The sequence below is a fragment of the Parapusillimonas granuli genome (assembly GCF_013416525.1).
Classification (GTDB): domain Bacteria; phylum Pseudomonadota; class Gammaproteobacteria; order Burkholderiales; family Burkholderiaceae_B; genus Parapusillimonas; species Parapusillimonas granuli.
The window spans coordinates 1-24,003 of record NZ_JACCEM010000003.1 but is presented as its reverse complement, the minus strand read 5'-3'; the positions used below and the strand labels follow the sequence as shown (position 1 = coordinate 24,003).

At 65.3% G+C, this 24,003-nt stretch carries 23 protein-coding genes; 11 read left to right on the top strand and 12 right to left on the bottom strand.

The genetic code is table 11. From position 1 onward, the window contains the following. Window positions 1–48: 48 nt before the first annotated feature. Complete coding sequence (locus tag H0A72_RS05505) at window positions 49–1,527, bottom strand: sensor domain-containing diguanylate cyclase (protein WP_180154075.1); 1,479 nt, start codon at window positions 1,525–1,527, stop codon at window positions 49–51. Between the two features lie 79 nt (window positions 1,528–1,606). On the opposite strand from H0A72_RS05505, the gene H0A72_RS05500 reads away from it, so the two are divergent. From H0A72_RS05500 to H0A72_RS05470, 7 genes are all read left to right on the top strand, one after another. Then, the gene (locus H0A72_RS05500; RefSeq protein ID WP_180154074.1) at window positions 1,607–2,500 is read left to right on the top strand and encodes a LysR family transcriptional regulator; all 894 of its coding nucleotides are present in this window, start codon (window positions 1,607–1,609) and stop codon (window positions 2,498–2,500) included. 106 nt (window positions 2,501–2,606) lie between these two features. Beyond that, window positions 2,607–3,410 (top strand): putative hydro-lyase, encoded by an 804-nt coding sequence (locus tag H0A72_RS05495; RefSeq protein ID WP_180154456.1) that lies wholly within the window; start codon window positions 2,607–2,609, stop codon window positions 3,408–3,410. A gap of 52 nt (window positions 3,411–3,462) precedes the next feature. Beyond that, window positions 3,463–4,521 (top strand): TRAP transporter substrate-binding protein, encoded by a 1,059-nt coding sequence (locus H0A72_RS05490; protein ID WP_180154073.1) that lies wholly within the window; start codon window positions 3,463–3,465, stop codon window positions 4,519–4,521. Window positions 4,522–4,584: 63 nt separating this feature from the next. Next, the gene (locus H0A72_RS05485; RefSeq protein ID WP_180154072.1) at window positions 4,585–5,205 is read left to right on the top strand and encodes a TRAP transporter small permease subunit; all 621 of its coding nucleotides are present in this window, start codon (window positions 4,585–4,587) and stop codon (window positions 5,203–5,205) included. Beyond that, window positions 5,205–6,488 carry a TRAP transporter large permease gene (locus tag H0A72_RS05480; RefSeq protein ID WP_180154455.1) on the top strand — a complete coding sequence of 428 codons (1,284 nt, stop codon included), beginning with the start codon at window positions 5,205–5,207 and terminating at the stop codon, window positions 6,486–6,488. Before H0A72_RS05485 ends, H0A72_RS05480 begins: the two co-directional genes overlap by 1 nt. A 15-nt stretch (window positions 6,489–6,503) precedes the next feature. Next, complete coding sequence (locus tag H0A72_RS05475) at window positions 6,504–7,190, top strand: DUF2848 family protein (RefSeq protein ID WP_180154071.1); 687 nt, start codon at window positions 6,504–6,506, stop codon at window positions 7,188–7,190. Window positions 7,191–7,230: 40 nt separating this feature from the next. Beyond that, window positions 7,231–8,574, top strand: coding sequence for an amidase (locus H0A72_RS05470; protein ID WP_180154070.1), 1,344 nt, complete (start codon window positions 7,231–7,233; stop codon window positions 8,572–8,574). Window positions 8,575–8,657: 83 nt separating this feature from the next. Here the strand turns inward: H0A72_RS05470 and H0A72_RS05465 are convergent, their stop codons facing one another. The 7 genes from H0A72_RS05465 to H0A72_RS05435 all read right to left on the bottom strand — a co-directional run bounded on the left by H0A72_RS05465 (window position 8,658) and on the right by H0A72_RS05435 (window position 14,880). Next, window positions 8,658–9,548 (bottom strand): LysR family transcriptional regulator, encoded by an 891-nt coding sequence (locus H0A72_RS05465; RefSeq protein WP_180154069.1) that lies wholly within the window; start codon window positions 9,546–9,548, stop codon window positions 8,658–8,660. 118 nt (window positions 9,549–9,666) lie between these two features. Further along, entirely contained in the window at window positions 9,667–10,392 is a 726-nt protein-coding gene (locus H0A72_RS05460; RefSeq protein WP_180154068.1) for an amino acid ABC transporter ATP-binding protein, read from the bottom strand. Next, a complete protein-coding gene (locus H0A72_RS05455) occupies window positions 10,389–11,099 on the bottom strand; it encodes an amino acid ABC transporter permease (RefSeq protein ID WP_180154067.1) in 711 nt (236 codons plus the stop codon). Before H0A72_RS05455 ends, H0A72_RS05460 begins: the two co-directional genes overlap by 4 nt. Window positions 11,100–11,102: 3 nt before the next feature. Further along, a complete protein-coding gene (locus H0A72_RS05450) occupies window positions 11,103–11,804 on the bottom strand; it encodes an amino acid ABC transporter permease (protein ID WP_180154066.1) in 702 nt (233 codons plus the stop codon). 34 nt (window positions 11,805–11,838) lie between these two features. Next, on the bottom strand, window positions 11,839–12,666 hold the full coding sequence (locus H0A72_RS05445) for an ABC transporter substrate-binding protein (protein WP_180154065.1): 828 nt from the start codon (window positions 12,664–12,666) through the stop codon (window positions 11,839–11,841). Between the two features lie 62 nt (window positions 12,667–12,728). Further along, window positions 12,729–13,973 carry an aminotransferase class I/II-fold pyridoxal phosphate-dependent enzyme gene (locus H0A72_RS05440; RefSeq protein ID WP_180154064.1) on the bottom strand — a complete coding sequence of 415 codons (1,245 nt, stop codon included), beginning with the start codon at window positions 13,971–13,973 and terminating at the stop codon, window positions 12,729–12,731. Window positions 13,974–14,295: 322 nt separating this feature from the next. Continuing rightward, entirely contained in the window at window positions 14,296–14,880 is a 585-nt protein-coding gene (locus tag H0A72_RS05435; RefSeq protein WP_180154063.1) for an HdeD family acid-resistance protein, read from the bottom strand. Window positions 14,881–15,015: 135 nt separating this feature from the next. On the opposite strand from H0A72_RS05435, the gene H0A72_RS05430 reads away from it, so the two are divergent. From H0A72_RS05430 to H0A72_RS05415, 4 genes are read left to right on the top strand one after another with little or no spacing between them, the layout of a single operon-like run. After that, window positions 15,016–16,173, top strand: a complete 1,158-nt coding sequence (locus H0A72_RS05430) for an MlaE family ABC transporter permease (RefSeq protein WP_180154062.1) — start codon at window positions 15,016–15,018, stop codon at window positions 16,171–16,173. Then, window positions 16,167–16,976, top strand: coding sequence for an ABC transporter ATP-binding protein (locus tag H0A72_RS05425; protein ID WP_180154061.1), 810 nt, complete (start codon window positions 16,167–16,169; stop codon window positions 16,974–16,976). The genes H0A72_RS05430 and H0A72_RS05425 overlap by 7 nt, the downstream gene beginning before the upstream one ends. Next, window positions 16,976–17,905, top strand: coding sequence for an MlaD family protein (locus tag H0A72_RS05420; RefSeq protein ID WP_180154060.1), 930 nt, complete (start codon window positions 16,976–16,978; stop codon window positions 17,903–17,905). Before H0A72_RS05425 ends, H0A72_RS05420 begins: the two co-directional genes overlap by 1 nt. Next, window positions 17,902–18,558: an ABC-type transport auxiliary lipoprotein family protein gene (locus tag H0A72_RS05415; protein ID WP_180154059.1), complete on the top strand. Its 657-nt coding sequence runs from the start codon at window positions 17,902–17,904 to the stop codon at window positions 18,556–18,558. Before H0A72_RS05420 ends, H0A72_RS05415 begins: the two co-directional genes overlap by 4 nt. Here H0A72_RS05415 and H0A72_RS05410 read toward each other — a convergent pair. From H0A72_RS05410 to H0A72_RS05395, 4 genes are all read right to left on the bottom strand, one after another. Next, window positions 18,542–19,666, bottom strand: a complete 1,125-nt coding sequence (locus tag H0A72_RS05410; protein WP_180154058.1) for an ABC transporter permease — start codon at window positions 19,664–19,666, stop codon at window positions 18,542–18,544. The genes H0A72_RS05415 and H0A72_RS05410 overlap by 17 nt on opposite strands. Before the next feature lies 1 nt (window position 19,667). After that, entirely contained in the window at window positions 19,668–22,418 is a 2,751-nt protein-coding gene (gene rbbA / locus H0A72_RS05405; protein ID WP_180154057.1) for a ribosome-associated ATPase/putative transporter RbbA, read from the bottom strand. A gap of 3 nt (window positions 22,419–22,421) precedes the next feature. Next, window positions 22,422–23,498, bottom strand: coding sequence for an HlyD family secretion protein (locus H0A72_RS05400; protein WP_180154056.1), 1,077 nt, complete (start codon window positions 23,496–23,498; stop codon window positions 22,422–22,424). 89 nt (window positions 23,499–23,587) lie between these two features. Next, window positions 23,588–23,755: a hypothetical protein gene (locus H0A72_RS05395; RefSeq protein WP_180154055.1), complete on the bottom strand. Its 168-nt coding sequence runs from the start codon at window positions 23,753–23,755 to the stop codon at window positions 23,588–23,590. Window positions 23,756–24,003 lie beyond the last annotated feature (248 nt).

The following is a 24,003-nucleotide window of genomic DNA, read 5'->3' as shown; positions in this document are numbered from 1 at the left end:
GGGCACGCCCGGATTGTAGTCCAAGATGCCGCCGGCCAGTGCGGCCGGTCAGGCGCGGCGGTCGCGCGCCTCGCCGCTCTTGTAATAGGCGCGCTTTTCCTCGTACATGGCCAGGTCCGCGGCGCGCAAGGCGTCGTCCAGGGACATGCCTTTGTGGCAGGTGGCGACCCCGATCGACAGGCTCAAGGGAGGGCCGTTGTAGAAGTCGTTGTTCAGCCGCGTGAGCTTGCGGATGTTGTCCACCATCAGGGCGCCGGCGTCTTCGTTGGCCCCCGGCATCAGTATGGCGAATTCGTCCCCGCCTATCCGCGCCGCGTAATGGAGCTTGTCGATGGCTTGCGACAGCACTTCGCCGGCGCGGCGCAGCAGCGCATCGCCCGCCATGTGGCCCGACGTATCGTTCACGCCCTTCAAGTCATTGAGGTCGATGAAGACGATGGTGATGGGAAACTGCTTCTTCCGGTCCAGCCGCGCCAGCTCCTCCACATAGAAGGACCGGTTCTTCAAGCCCGTCTGCACGTCATGCTTGCCCAGGTATTCGAGGTAGGCTTCCGCCTTCTTGCGCGCGGTGATGTCCGTCAAGGCCAGCAGGACCTTGTCCCAGCTGTCTTCGTGGCCCGGAAAGACCGAAAACTGCAGGTGGACATACAGCAGGCTGCCGTCCAGGCTGTAATTCATGACCTCGCGCTGCTGGAACAGCTTGCCGTCCCACAGGTCCTGCAGCTGCAGGCCGAAGGTGACGTGGACCTCGTCGCGGAAGACCTCCGACATCCTGCTCAGCAGATCGGCCTTGCTCGATGCGCCGAACATCTTCAAGGTGTAGCGGTTCACGTCCAGCACCTTGATTTCCGACAGGCAGCGTTCCACGAATTCCGGGTGCACGTCGATGAAGGTGCGGAAGTCCACGATGCCGCGATCGCGGATTTCGTCGAGCAGGCGCTTGATCGCGGAAAAGTCCTCGACCCACAGCGACACCGGGCTCTGCTCGAACAGGCCGCGCGCATACTGCTCGCTTTCCACCATGCAGCGCCGGGCGTCCTCGAGGCGGCTGATGTCCTCGATGGAGACCAGCACGCGCGCCCAATCGGATTCGTGCCCGGGCAGCACCACGCCTTTCAGCAGGATGTCCATGCGCCGGCCGTCGAGCGCGTAGTTCACGCTCTGGCTCTGGAACGTGAGTTCGCCCTGCCACAGCCTTTCCAGCTCGCTGACCAGCGCCGTGTAGGTGTCGTCCCGCAGCACTTCGCTCAGGCGGCTCGCAAGCGTTTCGAACGAATCCGCCGCGTACAAAGACAAAGTGGCCCGGTTCACCCGCAACAAGCGTATGCTGTCGGAACACTCCTTCAGGCGCTGCGGCTCGCGTGCCAGGAAGGCGCGCAAATCGGTGACCCCTTGCGCCCGCCATGAGCCGAACAGCGCGCGCAATTCGCTATAGTCTTCCAGCCACAGGGAAATTGGCGTAACGTCGAAATAGTCCGTCTGGCCGGGGGTGAGCGCATCCAGGGCGGCGGTGTGTGCTTGGGGCATCGAAGGTGTGCTGGGCGGTGCGTGAAGAATTGCATCATACTACCCCCACCCGGGGCGGAAAATGATACACATACGAAAAATGATAGATTTCAAGCAAATAGACGCCTTCGTATGGGTCGCCGAACTCGGCAGCTTCCGGGCCGCGGCGGAAAAGCTCAATACGACCCAACCCGCCATCTCCCAGCGGATCGCGGCCATGGAAAAGGCCATGACCACCCGCCTGTTCGAGCGCGGGGCGCGGGGCATCAAGCTTACCGACAAAGGCCAGGAACTGCTGTCGCACGCGCATCGCATGCTGGAATTGCGCAGCGAAATGCTCACTGTCGCCAAAGCCCAGAACGCCGTTCGCGGCACGCTGCGCCTGGGGTCCAGCGAAACCCTGGTGCATACCTGGCTGCATCACCTGATCGACGACCTGCACCAGAAGTATCCGGCGCTGGTCGTGGAGCTGCACGTGGACACCTCGCACGTGCTGCGTGCCCAGCTCGCCGCCCACCAGATCGATCTCGCGTTCGTGGTGGGACGGCCGCAATCGCCCAAGGAATGCCATTTGTATCTGTGCGAATACGAGCTCGCCTGGATCGCCAGCCCGCGCCTGAAGCTGCACCGCAAGCCCGTAACCTTGACCGAACTGGGCGCCTATCCGATCATTACCTATCCCACGGTCAGCCAGCCGTACCAGGCGATCAAGACCCTGCTCGAGGAGGCCGGCATCAAGACGCCACGCATCTACGGAAGTGCGTCGCTGAGCACCATCGTCCAGATGACCTTGCGCGGCATCGGCCCCAGCGTCATCGCCCCCGCCGTGATCCGCGAAGAAATCCTGGAAGGCAAGCTCTGCGTGCTGAACGTCGAGAAAACACCCGAAGCGCTGGGCTTCCACGCCTGCTGGATCGACACGCCGCACAGCCACACCGTCCGGACCGTCGCGCGCCTGGCGCAGCGGGTGGCGCAGGCCGCCGCCCAGGCATAAGAATAATTTATCACCCCGCATGAAAAGGAACGATTGGACACGGAAACCTAGTTGGGCTGCAATAAGCCGCAGCGAATTCTCTGGAGCATGAACGGCAACCATGACGATGCATTCAAACTCTCAAGACGGCTGCGCGGCCTTGGCGCAGGAAAGCCGGCGCCTCATCCGGCAGGGCGGGCACACCGGGCCCACCGCGGGCCTGGCGCCGGGCTGCGTGCAAGCCAACCTGATGATTCTGCCGGATTCCCTGGCTGGCGAATTCCTGCTCTTCTGCCAGCGCAACCCCAAGCCCTGCCCGTTGCTCGCGGTCACCGAGCCGGGCCAATACACCGTGCCGGCCCTGGGCCGGGACATCGACATCCGCAAGGACGTGCCCAAATACCGCGTCTGGCGGCACGGCGAACTCGTCGCCGAACCGGCCGACCTGGACGCCGTCTGGCGCGACGACCTCGTCACCTTCGTGATCGGCTGCTCTTTTTCCTTCGAAGAAGCGCTCCTGGCCGACGGCATCGACGTCCGCCACATCAGCATGGGCGTCAACGTGCCCATGTACCGCAGCAGCATCCCCACCGCCGGCACGCGCAGCCTGCACGGCCCGCTGGTGGTGTCCATGCGCCCCATGAAGGCCAAGGACGCCATACGCGCCATCCAGATCACCTCGCGCTTCCCGTCCGTGCACGGCGCGCCCGTGCACCTGGGCGACCCGTCCCTGATCGGCATCCGCGACATCCATCAGCCCGACTACGGCGACCCGGTCGCCGTGCATGCGGACGAAATCCCGGTGTTCTGGGCCTGCGGCGTCACGCCGCAGGCCGTCATCCATACCGTCAAGCCCGAATTCAGCATCACCCATGCGCCCGGGCACATGCTGATCACCGACGTCGGCAACACCAGCCTCGCCTCGTTCTGAAACCGCAAGACCTTTCGTCCGTAACCATTTGGACACCCTCAAGGAGACTCACATGAAAGCATTGTTCCTCTCGACATTCGCGGCCGGCGCCCTGCTGGCGGGTTCGGGCGCCTTCGCCCAGGACAAGGTCGCCGGCCTGCCCAAGACCCAGCTGCAGGTCGTCGGCGGCTTGAGCAACCTGACCGCCTACCAGAACCACGAACAGCCGTTCTGGACCAAGACCATCCCCGAACTCTCCGGAGGCCAGGTCACGGCGACCATCAAGGGCTTCAACGACATGGGCCTGAAGGGTCCGGAAATCCTGCGCCTGGTCGGCCAGGGCGTCATCCCCATCGGGACGGCCACCATCGCCTATTTCGCCAGCGACAACCCCATCAACGAAGCCATCGACCTCGCCGGCCTGGCGCCCGACGTCAAGACCGCCAAGGAAATCACCGAAGCCTTCCAGCCGGTCTATGAAAAGTTCTACGGCAAGAACAACGTGAAGGTCCTGGGCTTTTCCACCTACCCGGCGCAAGTGCTGTTCTGCAACGCGCAAATCTCCGGCCTGTCCGACATCAAGGGCAAGAAAGTCCGCACCAGCAGCCGCACCACGGCCGAGTTCGTGCAGGCGCTGGGCGGCTCCAGCGTGACCATCCCGTTCGGCGAAGTCGTTCCCGCCCTGCAGAACGGCGTGGTCGACTGCGCCATCACGGGTTCCATGTCGGGCTATTCCGCCAAATGGTACGAAGTCAGCACCCACCTGTACGCCTTGCCCATCAACTGGAACCAGCAGATCCACGCGGCCAACCAGGGCTACTGGGACAAGCTCGATCCCAAGGTCCAGGATTTCCTGCAGAAGAACATCAAGGTCATGACCAACGCCATCTGGGAGGCCGCCGCACGTGAAACCCAGGAAGGCTATGACTGCAACACGGGCGCCGACGCATGCAAACAGCCGGTCAAGGGCAAGATGAAGCTGGTCGCGCCCACCGACGCCGACCGCGCGCTGCTGAAGAAGATCACGGCGGAAACCGTCGTGCCGAAATGGGCGGCGCGCTGCTCGGCCGAATGCGTGGCCGACTTCAACGACACCATCGGCAAGGCCTTGGGCATCACCGCCAAGAAGTAGTCCTACTTTGAACCGGCGGCGGCCCGCGCGGCCGCCGCCAGATCCGACAAAGCGGTGAACACCATGAAACTATCCTCGGAACGCTACGTTCTTCTCAACCGGCTGCTCCGCGCGGCCACGTCGCTGTCGCGCCTGGCCATCTGGGTGGCCGGCGGGCTCACGCTGGCCAGCGCCCTGTACATCACCGCGGACGTCATCACCCGCAAGTTTTTCAGCATCGCGCTGGGCGGTTCCGACGAACTCTCGGGCTATGCCTTCGCCATCAGTATTTCATGGGCGCTGGCTTTCGCCACGCTGCAGCGCGCCAACATCCGCATCGACGCCCTGTACCAGCTGCTGCCCGCGCGCGTCTGCGCCCTGCTGGACTGGATCGCGCTGGTGGGGCTGGCGGTGTTCGCCATCTATCTCACCTGGTACGCCAGCGACGTGGCCGCGCTTTCCTGGGAACGCAACGCCACCGCCAACACCGTCATGGCGACGCCCCTATGGATCCCGCAATTCCTGTGGGCCATCGGCCTGATCTGGCTGTGCGTGGTCCTTGCGCTCATGCTCATACGCTCGTCCATCGCCCTGGTCACCGGCGACATCGACACGGTCCGCGCCATTTGCGGCATACGCAGCACGCAAGAGGAAGCGGCTGAAGAAGCCGAGGCGGGCGTGCGCATGGTCCGAGGAGACGCATGATGGTCGCCACCTCTTTGGTTCTATTGCTCGTCCTGCTGGGCATCAGCATACCGGTCGGCGCGGCGCTGGGCGTGCTGGGCCTGATCCTGGACCCTCTGTATTCCATGCTGCCGCTGACGCGCGCCATCGGCGAAGTCTCGTGGTCCACCAGCAATGAATTCCTGCTGGTCGCCATCCCCCTGTTCGTGATGCTGGGCGAAATCCTGCTGCGGTCCGGGCTGGCGGAAAAAATGTACAACGCCATGAGCCTCTGGCTTTCCTGGCTGCCCGGCGGCCTGATGCACGCCAACATCGGCGCCAGCGCGCTCTTCGCCGCCACGTCCGGCTCCAGCGTGGCCACCGCGGCCACCGTGGGCACCGTCGCCATTCCCCAGATACAGAAGAAGGGCTACAACGAATCCCTCTTCCTGGGCAGCCTGGCGGCCGGGGGCACCCTGGGCATCCTCATCCCGCCGTCGATCAACCTGATCATCTACGGCGTGCTGACCAACACCTCGGTGCCCAAGCTCTATCTGGCGGGCATCATCCCCGGCATCGGCATGGCGGCGCTGTTCATGCTGGCCATCGCCATCGCCTGCATCGCCAAGCCGAAATGGGGGGGCGAGAAAGTCTCGGCCACCTGGGGCCAGCGCATGGCCAGCCTGGTGCATCTCGTGCCGCCGCTGGGCATCTTCATGCTGGTGGTCGGCTCCATCTACGCGGGCATCGCGACGCCCACCGAAGCCGCCGCCCTGGGCGTGGTGGGCGCGCTGATTCTCGCGGCCAGCGTGGGCCGCCTGACGCTGCCCATGCTGCGCGACGTCCTGGAAGGCACCATGAAGGCCACGGCCATGATCATGCTGATCGTCATCGGCGCCGCCTTCCTGAACTTCATCATGGCCGCGACCGGGCTGACGACGGCCTTGACGCAGACCATCACCGGGCTGGACGTATCTCCCACCACCATGCTGATCATTCTGGTGGTGTTCTACCTGGTCCTGGGCTGCTTCATGGAAACCCTGTCCATGATGATCACCACGATTCCCATCGTGGCGCCCATCATGATCGCATTGGGCTACGATCCGGTCTGGCTGGGCATCGTCATCATCATCCTGGTCGAAGTCGCGCTGATCACCCCGCCCGTGGGGCTGAACCTGTTCGTGGTCCAGAGCCTGCGCACCAGCGGCAGCATGAACGCCGTCATGATCGGCAGCCTGCCCTTCGTGATCATGCTCATCGCCATGGTGGCCATCCTGGCCGTCGTGCCCGACCTGGCGCTGTGGCTGCCGCGCGTCTTCAGTTAACCGTCAGAGGAAACCGTGAAACTCTCGTTCCAACTCATCCGCGCCGACCGACCCGAAGAACGGGTCGAGGCCGACATCACCACTTGCATCGTGGCCGGCTGGGCCGGCCGCGACCTGGCCGCCATCGAGCACCACATCGAAGAACTGGCCGCCATCGGCGTCCCGCGCCCCAGCGCCGTGCCCCTCTACTATCGCATCGCCGCCAACCAGCTCATCCAGGATCCGCAAGTGCAGGTCGTGGGCGACGGCTCTTCCGGCGAAGCCGAGGTCTTCCTGTTTTCCAGCCAAGGCCGGACCCTGGTCAGCCTGGCGTCGGACCACACCGACCGCAAGCTCGAGGCGCACAGCGTCGCCTTGTCCAAGCAGCTGTGCGTCAAGCCCGTCGCCACCCAGGCCTGGCTCTATGAAGACGTCGCCGGCCACTGGGACGAACTGCTGCTAAGATCATGGATCGAAGAACAGGGCAAGACCGTGCTGTACCAGGAGGGCCCGCTGGCCCAGCTGCGCCACCCGCTGGAACTCGTCCGCGGCCACTTCGGGCGGGACGCCATGCCGAAACATTGCGGCATGACCTGCGGCACAGTGGCCGCCATCGGCGGCATCCGGCCCTCGCCGTCGTTTACCATGGAACTGCACGACCCGCGCCTGCAGCGCAGCATCAAGCATCGCTACACGCTCGACATCCTGCCCGAAATCGCCTGATCCCATCAACGTACAACCGGAACACCGCAAGGCCATCGACATGCTTCCCACCATCCGCGCCCTTCAGGAACGACTCGCACAAGGCACGACCACCTCGCTGGCGCTGACCGAGGCGGCCCTGGCACGCATCGGCGACCCCCACGGCGAAGGCGCGCGCGTCTTCACCCAGGTATTCCGCGACCAGGCCCTTGCGGCCGCGCGCGCCTCGGACACCCTGCGGGCGGCCGGGCTGGTCCGCTCCCCCCTCGAAGGCCTGCCCATTTCCGTCAAGGACCTCTTCGACGTCGCCGGCCAAACCACCTGGGCCGGCTCGGCGGTGCTGAAAAACGCCCCGCCCGCGCAGGCCAATGCGGAAATCGTGCAGCGCCTCGTCAACGCCGGCGCCGTCATCGTCGGCAAGACCAACATGACGGAATTCGCGTTCTCGGGGCTGGGCCTCAACCCCCACTACGGCACGCCCAGCAGCCCCTGGGACCGCGCGTCCGGGCGCATTCCCGGCGGCTCGTCGTCGGGCGCCGGCGTATCGGTGGCCGACCAGATGGCCGTGGCGGCCATCGGCACCGACACCGGCGGCTCGATCCGCATTCCTTCCGCCTTCAACGGCCTGGTGGGCTTCAAGCCCACGGCCAGGCGCGTGCCGGCCGACGGCGCCCTGCCTCTTTCGTTCAGCCTGGACTCCATCGGGCCGCTCGCCGCTTCGGTGGAATGCTGCGCCATCGTGGACGCCGTGCTGTCCGCCCAGCCGTACAAGGCGCCGGAAGCCGTGGCCCCGGCGCACATGCGCCTCGCCGTTCCGGCGTCCATGGTCCTGGAAGGCGCGGACGACCACGTCCGCGGCGCGTTCGAGCGCGCGCTGGACGCCCTGAAGGCGGCCGGCGCCAGCGTCCAAGCCATCGACCTGCCCGAGTTCCAGCAACTGCCCCACATCAACCGCCAGGGCGGCCTGGTCTGCGCCGAGGCGTGGTCCTGGCACCGTTCCCTGCTGAGCGAAAGACCGGGCGAATACGATCCCAGGGTGTCGCCGCGCATACTGCGCGGCAAGGACATCTCGGCCGCGGACTATATTGAATTGCTGGATGCGCGCAAAAACTGGATCGCTTCGGTCGAAGCCAGGCTGCGCCAATACGACGCCCTGCTGATGCCGGTCTCGCCCGTGGTGGCGCCCAGGATCCAGGACTTGCAGGCTTCGGACGACGCCTACTTCGCGGCGAACGGGCTGATCCTCCGCAATCCCACGTTCATCAACTTCCTGGACGGCTGCGCGCTTTCCATCCCCTGCCATCAGGCGGGGACGGCGCCCGTGGGCTTGATGGTGGCCGGGCCGGCGATGCACGATCGGCACATCCTGGACGTGGGCGCGGGAATCGAGGCCGCGCTCCGATAAGCGGCGGGCCACACGCGGAGCCCGCCCTTTCAGCATGCCGCTGCCCTTATCGGCAAGCGGGCTGTGTTCCAGGGCGGCCCGCCCTAAGCCGCCTTGGAAAAATCACAGCAGTCCTTGGCCAGCCGCGCCACGTTCTCATAAAAAATCGAGCCGGCCTCCCGCCGGTAAGCCGCGCAATACAGCGTGCTCGGCGCCGGCACGGTCGTCCTGAGCACCACCAGCCGCCGCTGCCGCACCATGTCCGAAAAATAATCGCGCGGCAGGCAGCATACCCCGAAGCCCGCCGCCGCCAGGCCCGCCATCGCGATCAGGCTGTTGATCGTGAACAGATTCTTCTGGGCCACATGGGGGCTCAGCCACTCGTCATACACCGTGTTCAGCGCCGACTCCTGCGACTGGCGCAGCAAAGGCATCTTGGCCAGCTGCGCGGGCGTATAGACCGCGTCCGGATCCAGCTGGTCCGGACAGCCCATCCAGGCGAACTCCAGCTCGCGCAAAGGCTGCGACACCAGATGGCCGTCCAGGAACTTGTGATTCAGAAAGGCCAGATCGATCTCGCCCGACAGCAGTTGCTTCTGCAATTCCCCCGCCATGTCGATGCGCGGCTCCAGGTCCACGTTCGGATAGCGCGAACGCAGGCTGCGGATCAGCGAAGGCAGCCAGGTCATGGCCATGATCTCCGTGATTCCGAACCGCAACGTGCCGGTGAGCACATTGTGCCCCTCCAGCCGCGCCACCAACTGGTCGCGGTCGGCCAGCATCTTCTCGGCGATCGCGAAGATCTCGTGGCCCTTGCCGACCAGCGCAGCCTTGTGCCCGCTGCGGTCGAACAGCACGATGTCGAACTTGTTTTCCAGTTCCTGGATACGCTTGGTGATGGCGGACTGCGTCGTGTGCAGCTTGTCCGCCGCGGCGGAGAACGTGCCGAGCTTCACGGCCCAGTACAGGGCCTCGATCTGTTTGAATGTCAGCATAGACGGTGGCCGTTAACACGAAGGGGAAGGCGGCGCCGGCCGTGCGCCAGTTTACCGCGCCGACCCTCCCGCCGCGGCCGTCCGGCAACGCGCGCCGCGGCGCCGGCGCCTGGCGGCCTCAATGGCGGATCTCGTTCAGGAACTTCTGCGCCCTGGCGCTTTGCGGCCGGTTGAAGAACTCTTCCGGCGTGCCCGTCTCGACGATGCTGCCGGCGTCCATGAACCAGACCCGGTCGCCCACTTCGCGGGCGAAGCCCATCTCGTGCGTGACGCACACCATGGTCATGCCCTCTTTGGCCAGCAGCTTCATCACCTGCAGCACCTCGCCCACCATTTCCGGATCGAGCGCGCTGGTGGGCTCGTCGAACAGCATGACCGGCGGATTCATGCACAGGGCGCGCGCAATGGCGACGCGCTGCTGCTGCCCGCCCGAAAGCTGCAGGGGATAGGCGTCGGCCTTGTGGCCCAGGCCCACCCGCTCCAGCAACTGCATCGCCCGTTCCCGCGCCTCGGCCTTGTTTGCGCGCTTCAGTTGCAAGGGCGCCAGCGTCAGGTTCTCCATGACGCTCAGGTGGGGAAAAAGGTTGAACTGCTGGAAGACGAAGCCGATGTGGCTGCGCAGCTCGTCGATCTGGTTGCGCTTGTCGTAGACGTCGCGGCCGTTCACCGTGATGGTGCCTTGGTCGATGGGCTCCAGGCGATTGACCGTGCGGATCAGCGTGGACTTGCCCGACCCGGACGGGCCGCAGACCACCACGACCTCGCCCGGCTTGACGTGGGCATTGATGTCCTTGAGGGCATGGTAATCGCCATACCACTTGTTGACCTGGGAAAATCGAATCATGTCGTTGCCACCTTCACGGCCTGGCCGCTGCGCTTGCGCCCTATCATGCGCTCGGTGAGCGCAACCAGGCAAGTCAGGCCGAAATTCAATACGAAATATGTCAGCGCCAGCAAGGTGAAGACCTCCAGCGGCTTGGTCAGCAGCACGCTGTTGATCTGGTTTGCGGCATAAGTCAATTCCTGCACGCCGATCACATAGGCGAGCGAGGTTTCCTTGACCGTGGAAATGAACTGGCTCAGCATGCTGGGCAGCATGTTGAACAAGGCCTGCGGCAGGATAACCTTGCGCATGGTCTGCATGTACGACAGCCCCAGCGCCCTGCTCGCCTCTTGCTGGCCGGCCGGCAAGGCCTGTATGCCCGCGCGTATGATCTCCGCCAGATAGGCGCTTTCATAGATGACCAGGGCCACGACCATGGTCGTCGCGCCCGCCACCGGCCGCCCGATGATCAGCGGCACGAAAAAATACGCCCAGAAAATGAACATCAACAGGGGCAGCCCGCGCACCACGTATACGACGGCGGACGCCGGCAGGTAGAAGATGCGATAGGGGCTCACCCGCCCCAGCGCCAGCAGTATGCCGCCCGGGAACGCCAGCAGCAGGCTGACGGCGGCCAGGCCGAGGGTGGCGGCGAGGCCGCCCACGGGGCCGTGCGGGTACTGGCCCACCAGCAGCAACAGCGCATTGTCTTGAAGAATTTCCCACATGGCTCAGCGCGCCCCTACGATCCGGAAGCGGCGCGCCAATGCCGCGCCGCCCCACATGATGAGAAAGGAGATTCCCAGGTAGATGACCGTCACGGCCGCGTAGGCTTCGAAGGTCCGGAAGGTGTAGTTTTCGATTTCGCGGCCGGCCGCCGTGAGCTCCATCACCCCGATCGCCATGGCCAGGCTGGTGTTCTTGAACAGCAGCAGGGTCTGGTTGAGCAGGGGCGGTATGGCGATGCGGAAGGCCTGCGGCAGCACCACCTTGCGCATCGTCCGCAGGAAGCTCAAGCCCAGCGCGCGCGAGGCTTCGATCTGCCCCGAAGGGATCGACCGCACCGCGCTGCGCAAGTCTTCGCAGACATACGCGGAAGTGACCAGCGCGATGGCGACCATCGCCAGCGGAAACTCGCTGCCATGGCTGTTCAGCCAGTCCACCGCCGATACCGGCAGCAGCTGCGGTATGCCGAAATACCAGAACAGGATGTGCACCAGCATCGGCACGTTGCGATGGAAGGCCACATATAGCGTGACGACGCCGTTCGCAAGCCGCGAGCCCGTCATGCGTATGATGGCCAGCAGCATGCCGATCGCGAATGCCAGCAGCCAGGCGAGTCCGGTCAGCGCCAGGGTGTTCAACAGCCCCCTGAGCAATATGTCCGGATACTCGCCCTGGAAGATGGCGCCAAAATCAAAAACGTAATGCATCTACCCGAGACTCCAAATCTCTATCGCCGGGAAATCATCCCGTGATTTCCGCGATCTTGAACTCGCGCTTCATCTTGTAAAGCGTGTCCATGCCGAACCACTTGTCGTAGATGCGATCGGCTTCGCCGGAGGCATCCATGTCCGTCAGGACTTTGTTGACGTGGTTGCGGAATTCGGTGTCGCCCTTGCGCATGCCCATGCCCCAAGGTTCCAGGAACAGCGCGGGCTCCAGCAGCTTGACCGGTACCGGGCTGGTGGCGGCCTGGGCCTTGAATTTCACGGCGTTCAGTTCCGAGATCACGAAGCCGCTGACCTTGCCCTGCTGGACCGCCAAGAAGGCGCCGCTGGGATCCTTGAACGTCACGGTCTCCACATTGGGAATGTGCTTGCGTGCGCCCGCTTCGGACGACGAACCGCGCACGGCGCTCACGCGCTTGCCCGCCAGGTCGGCGGGCGACTTCAGGTCCTTGTCGGATTCGCGCGCCAGCACCTTCTGCAGGCTGGCGAAATGCTGGAAGGAATAATCGATCTGCTGCGCGCGTTCCGGCGTCCATCCCAGGTTGGCGGCGATCAGGTCGACGCGGCCGGCCACCAGCTCCGGAATGCGGGCCTCGACGGCGATCAGCTTGAGCTCCAGGGGCACTTTCAGGCTGTCGGCCACGGCCTGGCACATGTCGACTTCATAGCCCACGATCGCGCGCGTCTTGGGATCCTGGAAGCTGAAGGGCTCGGCCGTGCCCATGGTGCCGCATATGAACTTGCCGCGCGCCTTGATGTCGTCGAGCGTGCCGGCCTGGGCGGCGGGCGCCAGTACGGCAACCATGCCGAGCGCGGCGGTCAGAGCCAAAATTTGCTTCTTCATGATGTTTCCTCTTCAAATAATAAAAACAATGCCGTTGAAAACCAGGGCCGCCTCTGCCGGCCTCAAGCCAAGTTCGCGCAAGCCCGCGCGATACGTTCGCAACCAATTTCGATCTGCTCGATGGAAGTCGCGAAACTGAGCCTCAGATAAGGCGACAAGCCGTAGGACGTGCCGTCCATCACGGCGACTTTCGCCTCGTCCAGCAAGTACATCGATACGTCCAGATCGGACTCCAGCACCCGGCCGTCCGGGGTCTTTTTACCGATCAGGCCCTCGACGCCGGGATAGACGTAGAACGCGCCCGCCGGCTGTGCGCAGCGTATGCCCGGAATCGCGTTCAGCAGCGCCACGATGCGGTCGCGGCGCGCCTTGAACAGTGCCGTGGCCTGCGCCACGCAAGCCTGATCGGCGCTCAGGGCGAAGGCGGCGGCCGCCTGGTTCATGGCGGCCACGCAGCTGGTGCTCTGCGATATCAAGGTGCCCATGGCCTTGACCAGCCCGGCGGGCCCGCCGGCATAGCCGACGCGCCATCCCGTCATCGCATAGGCTTTGGACACGCCATTTATCGTCAGCGTGCGCTGCGCAATGCCGGCGTCCAGCGCCGCGATGGAAACATGGCGCGCATCGCCGTAGGCCAGATGCTCGTATATTTCGTCCGTCAACACCCATACATGGGGATGGCGACGCAGGACCTCGATCAGCGCCCGCAGCTCCGCTTCCGTATACAAGGCGCCCGTGGGATTGCTCGGCGTGTTCAGCAAGACCCATTTGCTGCGGGCCGTGATGGCGTTCTCCAGCAGCCCGGGCGTGAGCTTGAAGCCGTCGGCCTCGGTGCAGGGAACGATGACGGGCTTGCCGTCGTTGAGCAGGACCATGTCCGGGTAGGACACCCAGAACGGCGCGGGAACGATGACTTCGTCGCCGGCGTCCACCGTGGCGGAAAAGGCGGTGTAGATCAGTTGTTTCGCGCCGGTGCCGACGACCAGCTGGTCCAGGCCGTAGTCCAGGCCGTTCTCGCGCCGGAACTTGGCCTGCACCGCCTGCAAGAGCGCCCGTGTGCCGACGCTGGAAGTATAGCGGGTCTGGCCCGACCGCAAGGCCTGCACGCCGGCCTCGACGATGTGGGCGGGCGTGTCCATGTCGGGCTCGCCGACGGTGAAGTCGGTGATGTCCTGCCCTTGCGCGCGCAGCTGGTCGACCCGCGTCTTGGCCGCCATGCTGGGGGAAGGCTTGATGGCGCGCACACGCTGCGACAGCACGGCGCGCGCCGCCTGGGAAGGTTCGGAACCTGAAAGAGAAACTGCCATGATGGTGTAGATGCTTCCGTGAAATTGAACATTCATGCCACGGTGCATCATGCGCAGCTTCTCTTGTTTCAAAAAGAGAATAATTTTCCACCATCTGAATTCCATGAAGGAATCATGTGCTGGTGCGTCCAAACATGGCCAGGCCGGCCGGCCGCGCAAGACCCGCATGGATACTGGGCTGCGGCGCTGCGGCGGCCCCCATGCGGATGGCGCGCGGCCCTTGCGGCCCGGCGCGCCTCGCTCCATTCCCTGAGCTCAATACTAGGGTAATTCTCTATGCCTGTTTGGAAGCCGATCGAAAGCTTCGTTGCGCCGCCGAGACTCAGGCCTTGCGCTCGCGCAGCGCGAACCCCACCAGCATCGACGTCCAGCCCTGGAACAGCAGGTCGAAAGCCAGCAGCAAGCCGAGTATCCAGGCGCTGTTGCCGGGCCAGTTGACGGCGATGAGTACGCCGGTCAGCAAGGTGATGATTCCCGAAAACGCCAGCCATTTCCAGCCGGGCTGCGCGCGGTTGTTGAACCATATCCACAGCCGCAAGGCCCCGACGCCGATGAGGGAGGCGCCCAGGAGCAAGGTCAGGGCCGATGCGCCCACGGCGGGATTGACGATGGCGATGAGGCCCGCGCCGGCATACAGCAAGCCGCTGAGCGTCCAGAACAAAAAGCCCGACATGTGCTTGATGCGCCAGGCATGGATGAGCTGGCCGACGCCGCCCGCCAGCATCATCGCGCCGATGAACAGCACGCTGACCAGGGTTGCCGCGAAAATATACGCCATGGCGATCACGCCCAGCACGACCAGCACCGCCCCCAGGGCGACGAACCAGCCCCACCGGGCGCGCAATTGCGTCAGCGCGGCGGCCAGGTCAACGGAATCGGGGGTTGGACCACGTAACGGATCAGTCATCGTGTACTCCTTGGAGTTGGATTGCGTTTCCATTATCGCCGAACCCGCCCGCGGGCGGGTGACGGTGATCAAAGCCGGAGGTAATGGTAAATTCTGCCCTGAGACCACATATTGCAGACGGAATCCCCTTGCCCCATGACCGGTGAAGACGGCCAAATTTTCCTGCGCTACGACGACGCCCCCGAAGCCCGGCTGATCCTGCTGGGCGACTGGACCTTGCGCAACTACGTGAAAATCGGCGACGCCATCGCGAGCCTCAAGAGCCGGCTGCCCGCGCCCGATGAGGGCCGCGCGCTTCCCGTCGACGTCAGCGCGCTGCATGCGCTCGACACCTCGGGCGCGGCGCGGCTGCTCGAACTGCTGGGCCCGGATGCGGCCGCGGCCGTCGCCCGCCCCGGTTCGGGCCTGCCCCGCGAGCGCAGCGCCCTGCTTCGCACCGTGATCGACGCCACCACGGCGGCGGGGCAGGTGCCCGAGCGCCGGGCGCTGCCGGCCTTCGTGGAACTGCTCGGCCGCATCGGCCTGGCGATGGAACAGCTATGGCGCCAGACGCTCGCGCTGCTTGGCTTCATCGGCCTGACGCTGCAATCCCTGGTGCTCAATCTGCCGCGGCCCCGGCGGTGGCGCGTCACCTCCATCGTCGCGCAAATCGAAGAAACCGGGTTCAACGCGGTTCCTATCGTTGCCTTGCTGACCTTCATGGTGGGGGCGGTCATCGCTTTCCTGGGCGCGACCATTCTGGCCGACTTCGGCGCCAGCGGCTACACCGTCAACCTGGTCGCGTTTTCGTTCCTGCGCGAATTCGCGGTGCTGCTCACCGCCATCCTCATCGCCGGCCGCACGGCCAGCGCCTTCACCGCGCAGCTGGGCTCCATGAAAGCCAATGAAGAGATCGATGCCTTGCGCACCATGGGCATGAGCCCGATAGAAGTGCTGGTGCTGCCCCGCATACTGGCGCTGCTGGTCTCGCTGCCCTTGCTCACCTTCGTCGGCATGGTGTCGGGGATTCTCGGCGGCCTGCTGGTTTGCGCGCTTTCGCTCGATATTTCGCCCACCATGTTCTTCACCATCCTCAAGGACGACATACCCCTGCGGCACTTCCTGCTGGGCATGGCCAAGGCCCCCTTGTTCGCCTACCTGATCGCGGTCATCGGCTGCCAGGAAGGCTTCAAGGTGTCGGGCAGCGCCAAATCGGTGGGCGAGCACACCACGTCCTCCGTGGTGCAATCGATTTTCATCGTGATCCTGCTCGACGCCCTGGCCGCGCTGTTCTACATGGAGATGGGATGGTGACTCCCCCTTCCACGAACGGCAAGGAAACGATCATACAGGTCAAGGGGGTCACCAACCGTTTCGGCTCCCATACCGTGCACGAAGCGCTGGACCTGGACGTATACCGCGGCGAGATCCTGGGCGTCGTCGGCGGTTCCGGCACCGGCAAATCCGTACTGCTGCGCACCATCATCGGGCTGCAGAAGCCGGCCGCGGGCACGCTGCGCCTGTTCGGGCAAGACCCGCAAGCCCTGAGCCCGCGCGAACGGGCCGCCCTCGATCGGCGTTGCGGCGTGCTGTTCCAGCAAGGCGCCCTGTTCTCGTCGCTGACCGTCACGGAAAACGTGGCCGTGCCGCTGATCGAACACGCGGGCCTCACCCGGCCCCAGGCCGAGGCCCTGGCCGGCACCAAGATCGCTCTGGCCGGCCTGCCCGCCAACGCCGGCGGCAAGTACCCCTCCGAACTGTCGGGCGGAATGATCAAGCGCGCCGCCCTGGCCCGCTCCATTGCGCTGGACCCCGACATCCTCTTCCTTGACGAGCCCACCGCCGGTCTGGACCCGGTCGGCGCCGCCGCCTTCGACGAGCTGGTGCTGACCCTGCGCGGCGCGCTGGGGCTGACGGTGTTCCTCGTCACCCACGACCTGGACACGCTCTACGCGATCTGCGATCGCGTCGCCGTGCTGTCGAACAGAAAAGTGCTGGTGGCCGATACGCTGGAAGCCGTCGCCGCCAACCCCGACCCCTGGATACAAAGCTATTTTCACGGGCCTCGCGGCCGTGCCGCCGGTACGGCCAATTCGCATCGCAAGGAGCATTCCTGATGGAACCCCGCGCCCATCACATTCTGATCGGCCTGTTCACCGTGGCGCTGTCCGGCGCCGCCCTGCTGTTCGCGCTCTGGCTGGGCAAGTCGTACAAGGACGTCGAGTTCAACTACTACACCGTGGTCTTCCACGAGACCATACGCGGCCTGTCCAAGGGCAGCGCAGTGCAATTCAGCGGCATCAAGGTCGGCGACGTCATCGACCTGACGCTGGACCCGGACCAGCTCGACACCGTGCGCGCCCACATCCGCATCGACGGCAAAGTCCCGATCCGGCAGGACACGCGGGCCAAGCTCGCGCTCACCGGCATCACGGGGACCTCGGTCATCGAGCTGAGCGGCGGCTCGGACCACAGCCCCTTGCTGAAGGGCGACGAGGACAATCCGGGCGTCATCATGGCCACGCCTTCGTCGCTGACGCAGCTGTTGGCCAACAGCGATAGCCTGCTGACCGGCATCACGGAGCTGGTGGTCAGCGCCAAGGCGCTGCTGTCGCCCGAGAACGCGCAAAGCCTGGGCAACAGCCTGAAGTCGCTGGAAAGCCTCACGGCCGGCATGGCGCGGCAGGGCCAGAGCGTGGACAAGCTGCTGGACAGCCTGGCCATGGCCAGCCAGGACGTCCGCTCGACGCTGCGGGAAGCCGAAAGGCTGATGCGCGATGCGGACGGCCTGGTGAAGAACCAGGCCACCGGCGCCATGGTCGCCGCCCAGCGCGCCATGGCCTCGCTGGAAAAGGCCGGAGCCGGCGTCAGCAAGCTGCTGAACCAGGGCGACGGTTCGCTCAGCAACGGCCTGGGCGAGCTCGGGCCGGTGCTGCAGGAGCTCCGCGCAACGCTCAGCGGCATGAACGCCTTCATGCGCCGGCTCGAAGAAAACCCCGCGGATTACCTGCTGCGCGGGGAACGACTACAGGAGTATGCCCCATGATTCCGCGCCACGCGCCTTCCCGGCGGCCGGCCGCCCGCCTCGCCGTCGTTCTTTCCACCCTGTTGCTGACGGCCTGCTCGCTGGTCCCCAAGGCGGAATCGCCAAGCGTCTACTTGCTGCCGGCAACGCCCGGCGCGCCGGCGAACGCCGCCGGCGCGCCCGCCCCGCTGCCGCTGACACTGCGGGTGGCCACGCCGTACAGCGGCGCGATCCTGGACAGCACGCGCATCATGGTGGTGCCGGAGGGCACCACGCAGATCCAGGCTTATGCGGGCGCCAGGTGGAGCGACCGGGCACCGGCGCTGCTGCGCGATCGCCTGGTCGATGTATTGCGGGAACGGAACGGCTTCCGGGACGTGGCGGGCGCGCGGAACAATGCCAGGGCGGACCTGGAGCTTCGCAGCGAGTTGCTCGCCTATCAGGTCGAGCATCCGGCGGGGCGGCCCACCGTCCATATCGTGCTTCAGGCATCGCTGGTTGCGCTGGACAGCAATCGTATCCAGGCCGGCCGGCGCTTCGAAGTGAGCCGGGTGGCGCGGGATCGGCGGATGCCGGAGGTGGTGGACGCATTCGGGGCGGCCAGCGGCGAGCTGGCGGGCCAAGTGGCGGAGTGGGCGCGGAGCGAGGCGGGCCGGCTCAGGCCATCAGGCTGAGCGTCTTCCGGAAGCGGCGCAGCGACACGGTGAAGAACACCGCGCCGATGAACGATAACGCCAGGAACTGCGGCCAGACCACCTGGATGCCCGCCCCGCGATAAAGAATCGCCTGGCCCAGCGACACGAAATGCGTCGTCGGCGCGGCCAGCATGATGTCCTGGACAAACACCGGCATGCTCTCCCGCGGCGTCAGCCCGCCCGACAACATCTCCATCGGCAGCAGCGTCAGTATCAGCAGCAGCCCGAACTGAGGCATGGACCGCGCCACCGTCGCCATGAAGATGCCCATCGACGTCGTCGCGAAAAGATGCAGCGCGGCGCCCGCCAGGAAAAGCGCGATCGAGCCTTCTATGGGCACCCCCAGCGCGCCCCGCACGACGAAAACCAACGATACCGCCGAAGCCCCCAGCACGACCAGGCTCATCGACCAGACCTTGGACAGCATGATTTCCGCCGGCGTGACCGGCATGACGAGCAGATGCTCTATGGTTCCATGCTCGCGCTCCCTGATGAGCGCCGCGCCCGACAGGATGATGGACAGCATCGTGATGCTGTTGATGATTTCCATCAGCGAACCGAACCACGCCTGATCGAGGCCGGGATTGAAGCGCATGCGCAAGGCCAGCTCGACCGGCGCAACGGCGTCCGCGCGATGCCGGTTCACGAATTCGCTGATCTCGCCGTTCACGATCTGCTGTATGTGGTTGCTGCCGGCAAACGCCTGCGACATGCGCGTGGCATCGACATTCAGCTGCAGCGCCGGTTGCCGGCCGGCCAGGACGTCGCGCTGGAAGCCGGGCGGAATGCTCAATGCGAAGGTGTATTCGCCCACGTCCATGCCCCGGTCGATCTCGTTGTGGGCGACCATCAACGGCGGATTGAAGCGCGGGGGGTAGAAGGCGGCGGCGATCCGGCCCGACAATGGTGAGCGGTCCTCGTCCACGATGGCGATGGGCGCCTTGTGCAGGGTTTCGGGCATGGCCGTCGCCGCGCTGTATATCGCCACCGTGAAGGCGTAGGCCACCAGCACCAGCATGACCGGGTCCCGGATCAGGCTCCAGAACTCCTTGATGCCCAGGCGGAAAACGTTCGCGAAACTCGGCATGTCAGCGCTCCTGCTTTCTCAACAAGGCGATGGACAAGGCGAGTATGACCGGTATGGACGCGGCCATGGCCCAGAAAGCGAGGCGCAAGTCGGCCAGTTCCAGCGCCTTGCTGAACACGCCGCGGCTGATCGTCAGGAAATAAGTGGCCGGATAGGCGGCGCCGATGAATGCGCCCACGCCTTCCAGCGAGGACACGGGGTTGAGCAGGCCCGAGAACTGCACCGCCGGCAGCACCGTGCCTATCATCGTGAAGAATATGGCGGCGATCTGGCTGCGGGTGAAGCTGGAGGCGAACAGCCCGAAGCCGGTCGAAAACACCACGAACAGGAAAGCGGCGAAGCTCAGCGTCCAGAAGCTTCCTTTCAGCGGCACGCCGAAGACCAGGACGGCCAAGGCGGTCAGCATCAGAAAGTTCAGCATGCCCATGGCGATGTAGGGAAGCTGCTTGCCCAGCAGGAATTCGCTGCGGGTGACCGGAGTCACATAGAAATTGGTGATGGAGCCGAGCTCTTTCTCGCGCACGACGGACAAGGCCGTCAGCATGGCGGGGATCATCAGCAAGAGCAGCGGAATGATGGCCGGCACCATGGCCGGCAGGCTTTTGACGTCGGGATTGTAGCGAAAGCGCGTCTCGATGAGGGCGGCCGGCCCGGCCTGGGCGCCCAGGCGTTCGCGCGCCATGTCGGCCAGCCACCCCTGGTGCATGCCGTGCAGATACCCCTGCACCGTTTCCGCCCGCTGGGGGTTGGCGCCGTCCGCCCAGGCGCCGATTTCCACCGTCTTGCCGCGCTTCAAGTCGCGCGCGAAGCCCGCCGGTATTTCAATCGCCAGCGCCAGTTCGCCGCTGCGCATCCGCCTGTCCAGGTCTTCGTAATCGAGTATGGGCGGATGCTCCACGAAATAGCGCGAGCCCGACAGATTCAATGTGTAGTTGCGGCTCAGCGTGGTCTGGTCCCGGTCCAGCACGGCATAGCTCAGGTCTTCCACGTCCATGCTGATGCCGTAGCCCATGATGAACATCAGCAGGACCGTGCCCAGCAGGGCGAGCGTGCGGCGCACCGGGTCGCGCCGCAGCTGCAGCGTCTCGAGGCGTGTGTAGCTCAATGCCCGCGCCATGCTGAAGCCGCCGCCGCGCTTGGCCGCGGCATGCGCGGCGGCGGGCGGGCGCTCCTCGGGCGCGGCCGGCTCCGGCGACGGGCCCGGCGCATCCTTTTCTTGCGCCGCGACGGCCTCTTCCAGGTAGCTGATGAAGGCCTGCTCCAGATCCGCCACGCCCCGATTGCGCACCAGCTCGGACGGCGTACCGCTGACCAGCACCTTGCCCGCATGCATCAGCGAAATTCGGTCGCAGCGCTCGGCCTCGTTCATGAAATGCGTGGAGATGAAAATCGTCACGCCGTCATTGCGTGCGAGGTCCAGCATCAGTTGCCAGAACATGTCGCGCGCAATGGGGTCCACGCCCGACGTGGGCTCATCGAGAATCAGCAGCTCCGGGCCATGCACGAGCGCCACGGCCAGCGACAGCCGCTGGCGCAGGCCCAGGGGCAGGCTCGCCGGCAGGGCGTCCAGTTCGTCCAGCAGGCCGAAGCGCTCGGCCACGGCGCGCACGCGGGCCGGAATGGCGCTTTCCGGGACCCGGAACAGCCGCGCATGCAAGGCCAGGTTCTGGCGCACGGTCAGCTCGGAATACAGCGAAAAGGATTGCGACATATAGCCCACGCGCCGGCGCGTGTCCATGTCCTGCGCATCGACTTCCTTGCCGAACAGCCAGGCCCGTCCTTCGCTGGCGGGAAGCAGGCCGGTGAGCATCTTCATGGTCGTCGTCTTGCCGCAGCCGTTGGACCCCAGGAAGCCGAAGATCTCCCCTTGGCGGATCTTCAGGTCGACGTGGTCGACGGCGACGAAGTCACCGAAGCGCATGGTCAGGCCGCGGGCTTCGATGGCGGTCTCGGCGGCCCGGTCCGCGTCCAGGCGCCGGACGTCCACCGGCCGGTGGCCACGCCGTTTCTCCTCGGGCAGCAAGGCGATGAAGGCCTGCTCCAGGGTGGCGCCGCCGGCCAGCGCGCGCAACTGCCCGGGCGTGCCCTGCGCCAGGATGCGGCCTTCATCCATGGCGACCAGCCAATCGAAGCGGTCGGCCTCTTCCATGTAGGCGGTGGCCACGATGACGCTCATGTGGGGCCGTTCGCGGCGAATGCGGGCGATGAGGTCCCAGAACTGGCTGCGGGCCAGGGGATCCACGCCCGTCGTGGGCTCGTCCAGGATCAGCAGATCGGGGTCGTGGATCAAGGCACAGCACAGGCCCAGCTTCTGCTTCATACCTCCGGAAAGCTTTCCGGCCGGGCGCGCCAGGAATCGCTCCAGGCCCGTGCTGCGGGTCAGGTCGTCGATGCGGCGGCGCCTCTCGGCCTCGCCGTGCCCGAAAAGGCGGCCGAAGAATTGCAGGTTTTCCTCGACCGACAGCGTGAAATAGAGATTCTTGCCCAGGCCCTGGGGCATGTAGGCGATATGGGGGCAGACCGCATTGCGATGCGCGGGGTCGGCCATGTTGCCGCCCAGCGCGCGGACTTCGCCCTGCTGGACCCTGCGCGCCCCGGCGATCAGCGCCAGCAGGCTGGACTTGCCCACGCCGTCGGGGCCGATCAGCCCCACCATGCCGCTCGCGGGGAGCTCCAGGCTGATGCCGTCCAGAGCCAGCGTCTCGCCATAGCGCAGGCTCACCCCATGCACGCTGGCGACGGCGTCCGGCATGTTTTACTCCGGCACCTTGATCGCCAGCTCGTCCGGCCAGGGGACGTCGCGGTTCAAGCGCAGCCAGGCCACGCCCGGCAAGCCGGTCTTCACTTGCTCCAGGTGCTTTTGCAGCAGGCTTTGATCGATCTGCGCCTTCACCCGGAACATGAGCTTCTGCCTTTCACTGGCCGTTTCCACGGTTTTGGGCGTGAATTGCGCCGTGGCCGAAACGAAGGACACCTTGGCGGGGATGACGTATGCGGGCGCCGCATCCAGCAACAGGCGCACCTCGCTGCCCAGCGCCACCCGGCCGGCCACGGCTTCCGGCAAGAAAAAAGTCATGTAGACGTCGGCGAGGTCGACCACATTGAGCACCTTGCCGCCGGCGCCCAGGACTTCGCCCGGCTGCGCGATGCGGTATTGCACTCGTCCGTCCCGCGGCGATTTCAGCACGCTGTCTTCGATGTCCGCCTGGACCCGCGCGATGGTCGCCTCGGCCGCGACCACGGCGGACTCCAGCCCGACCACCTGGGCCTGGGCGGCGTCGATGCCGGCCAGCGCCGCCTCGACCTGGGCCTGGGCGGCGCCCAGGACGGCTTCCGCGCCCAGCACCGCGGCACGGTCGTCGTCCAGGGTCTGGCGGGACGTGGCGCCCTCCTGCGCAAGCTTTTCCGATCGTGCCAGGCGCTGCTGCGCAAGATTCAGCTGGCTCTGCCTTTGCGCGACCACGGCCAGCGCCGCCGCATGCTCGCTCTTGCGCGCGGCAACCTGGGCCAAGCCGCTGCTGACGTTGTGCAGCGCCCTTTGATGCTGCGCCCGCGCCTCGGCCAGCTGCGCCTGGAGCACGTCGACCTGCATATGGGCCAGGGGTTGCCCGGCTTTCACGAAGCCGCCCTCGGTGACCAGGATGTCCGCCACCCGGCCGGCCAGTTTCGTGGAGACGTCGATCTCGGTTGCCTCGATGCGGCCGTTGCCGCTGATGAAGGCATCGCCATAGCCCTTGTCCTGGAGCTTCAGCGCATAATAGGCGCCCGCGGCCGCGATCAGGGCCGCGGCCGCGGCGATGATGAATCCCTTTCTTGTCGGTCTGTCGGGCATCGCTTCATTCGAACGGTTGGACAAAGGGCCGGCGCGCCACGCCGGCGCGCGGCGGAAGGCGAAGGCCCATGCCGAGCATGCATGCGGCGTCAGCCGAAGGTTTCAATGGCCTTCTGGATGACGGCGTACAGGACGGCAAGAAAACCGATGCCCATGAGTACGATACCAGGATTTCTGTCCCGGAAGCCCAAGCCGATGAAGGACAGGATGAAACCCACGACGAAAATGATCATTAAGGTGGTGTTGCTCAATATCATGGCCCCGCCCGTGCAAGATGCTTATCGAGATGATGGGGGTAGAGCTTAGCATGACGGCACCGCCGCCGCGTGGCAAGCCGGGCCGCCAACTTGATTCTTCTCAAGATGGCGGACATGTGCCCTGTTCAGGCGCGTTCAAAGCAAAACCCCCCAGTCGATGTGTCGCTGGGGGGTTTTTTGGTATAAGAGCCTGACGATGACCTACTTTCACAGACGTACGTCCACTATCATCGGCGCAAAGGCGTTTC

What these genes read in the sequence shown, in the direction of transcription:
- H0A72_RS05505 (WP_180154075.1), bottom strand. Translation starts at nt 1,527, where the DNA reads ATGCCCCAAGCACACACCGCCGCCCTGGATGCGCTCACCCCCGGCCAG.
- H0A72_RS05500 (WP_180154074.1), top strand. Translation starts at nt 1,607, where the DNA reads ATGATAGATTTCAAGCAAATAGACGCCTTCGTATGGGTCGCCGAACTC.
- H0A72_RS05495 (WP_180154456.1), top strand. Translation starts at nt 2,607, where the DNA reads ATGCATTCAAACTCTCAAGACGGCTGCGCGGCCTTGGCGCAGGAAAGC.
- H0A72_RS05490 (WP_180154073.1), top strand. Translation starts at nt 3,463, where the DNA reads ATGAAAGCATTGTTCCTCTCGACATTCGCGGCCGGCGCCCTGCTGGCG.
- H0A72_RS05485 (WP_180154072.1), top strand. Translation starts at nt 4,585, where the DNA reads ATGAAACTATCCTCGGAACGCTACGTTCTTCTCAACCGGCTGCTCCGC.
- H0A72_RS05480 (WP_180154455.1), top strand. Translation starts at nt 5,205, where the DNA reads ATGGTCGCCACCTCTTTGGTTCTATTGCTCGTCCTGCTGGGCATCAGC.
- H0A72_RS05470 (WP_180154070.1), top strand. Translation starts at nt 7,231, where the DNA reads ATGCTTCCCACCATCCGCGCCCTTCAGGAACGACTCGCACAAGGCACG.
- H0A72_RS05465 (WP_180154069.1), bottom strand. Translation starts at nt 9,548, where the DNA reads ATGCTGACATTCAAACAGATCGAGGCCCTGTACTGGGCCGTGAAGCTC.
- H0A72_RS05460 (WP_180154068.1), bottom strand. Translation starts at nt 10,392, where the DNA reads ATGATTCGATTTTCCCAGGTCAACAAGTGGTATGGCGATTACCATGCC.
- H0A72_RS05455 (WP_180154067.1), bottom strand. Translation starts at nt 11,099, where the DNA reads ATGTGGGAAATTCTTCAAGACAATGCGCTGTTGCTGCTGGTGGGCCAG.
- H0A72_RS05450 (WP_180154066.1), bottom strand. Translation starts at nt 11,804, where the DNA reads ATGCATTACGTTTTTGATTTTGGCGCCATCTTCCAGGGCGAGTATCCG.
- H0A72_RS05445 (WP_180154065.1), bottom strand. Translation starts at nt 12,666, where the DNA reads ATGAAGAAGCAAATTTTGGCTCTGACCGCCGCGCTCGGCATGGTTGCC.
- H0A72_RS05440 (WP_180154064.1), bottom strand. Translation starts at nt 13,973, where the DNA reads ATGGCAGTTTCTCTTTCAGGTTCCGAACCTTCCCAGGCGGCGCGCGCC.
- H0A72_RS05435 (WP_180154063.1), bottom strand. Translation starts at nt 14,880, where the DNA reads ATGACTGATCCGTTACGTGGTCCAACCCCCGATTCCGTTGACCTGGCC.
- H0A72_RS05430 (WP_180154062.1), top strand. Translation starts at nt 15,016, where the DNA reads ATGACCGGTGAAGACGGCCAAATTTTCCTGCGCTACGACGACGCCCCC.
- H0A72_RS05425 (WP_180154061.1), top strand. Translation starts at nt 16,167, where the DNA reads ATGGTGACTCCCCCTTCCACGAACGGCAAGGAAACGATCATACAGGTC.
- H0A72_RS05420 (WP_180154060.1), top strand. Translation starts at nt 16,976, where the DNA reads ATGGAACCCCGCGCCCATCACATTCTGATCGGCCTGTTCACCGTGGCG.
- H0A72_RS05415 (WP_180154059.1), top strand. Translation starts at nt 17,902, where the DNA reads ATGATTCCGCGCCACGCGCCTTCCCGGCGGCCGGCCGCCCGCCTCGCC.
- H0A72_RS05410 (WP_180154058.1), bottom strand. Translation starts at nt 19,666, where the DNA reads ATGCCGAGTTTCGCGAACGTTTTCCGCCTGGGCATCAAGGAGTTCTGG.
- rbbA (WP_180154057.1), bottom strand. Translation starts at nt 22,418, where the DNA reads ATGCCGGACGCCGTCGCCAGCGTGCATGGGGTGAGCCTGCGCTATGGC.
- H0A72_RS05400 (WP_180154056.1), bottom strand. Translation starts at nt 23,498, where the DNA reads ATGCCCGACAGACCGACAAGAAAGGGATTCATCATCGCCGCGGCCGCG.
- H0A72_RS05395 (WP_180154055.1), bottom strand. Translation starts at nt 23,755, where the DNA reads ATGATATTGAGCAACACCACCTTAATGATCATTTTCGTCGTGGGTTTC.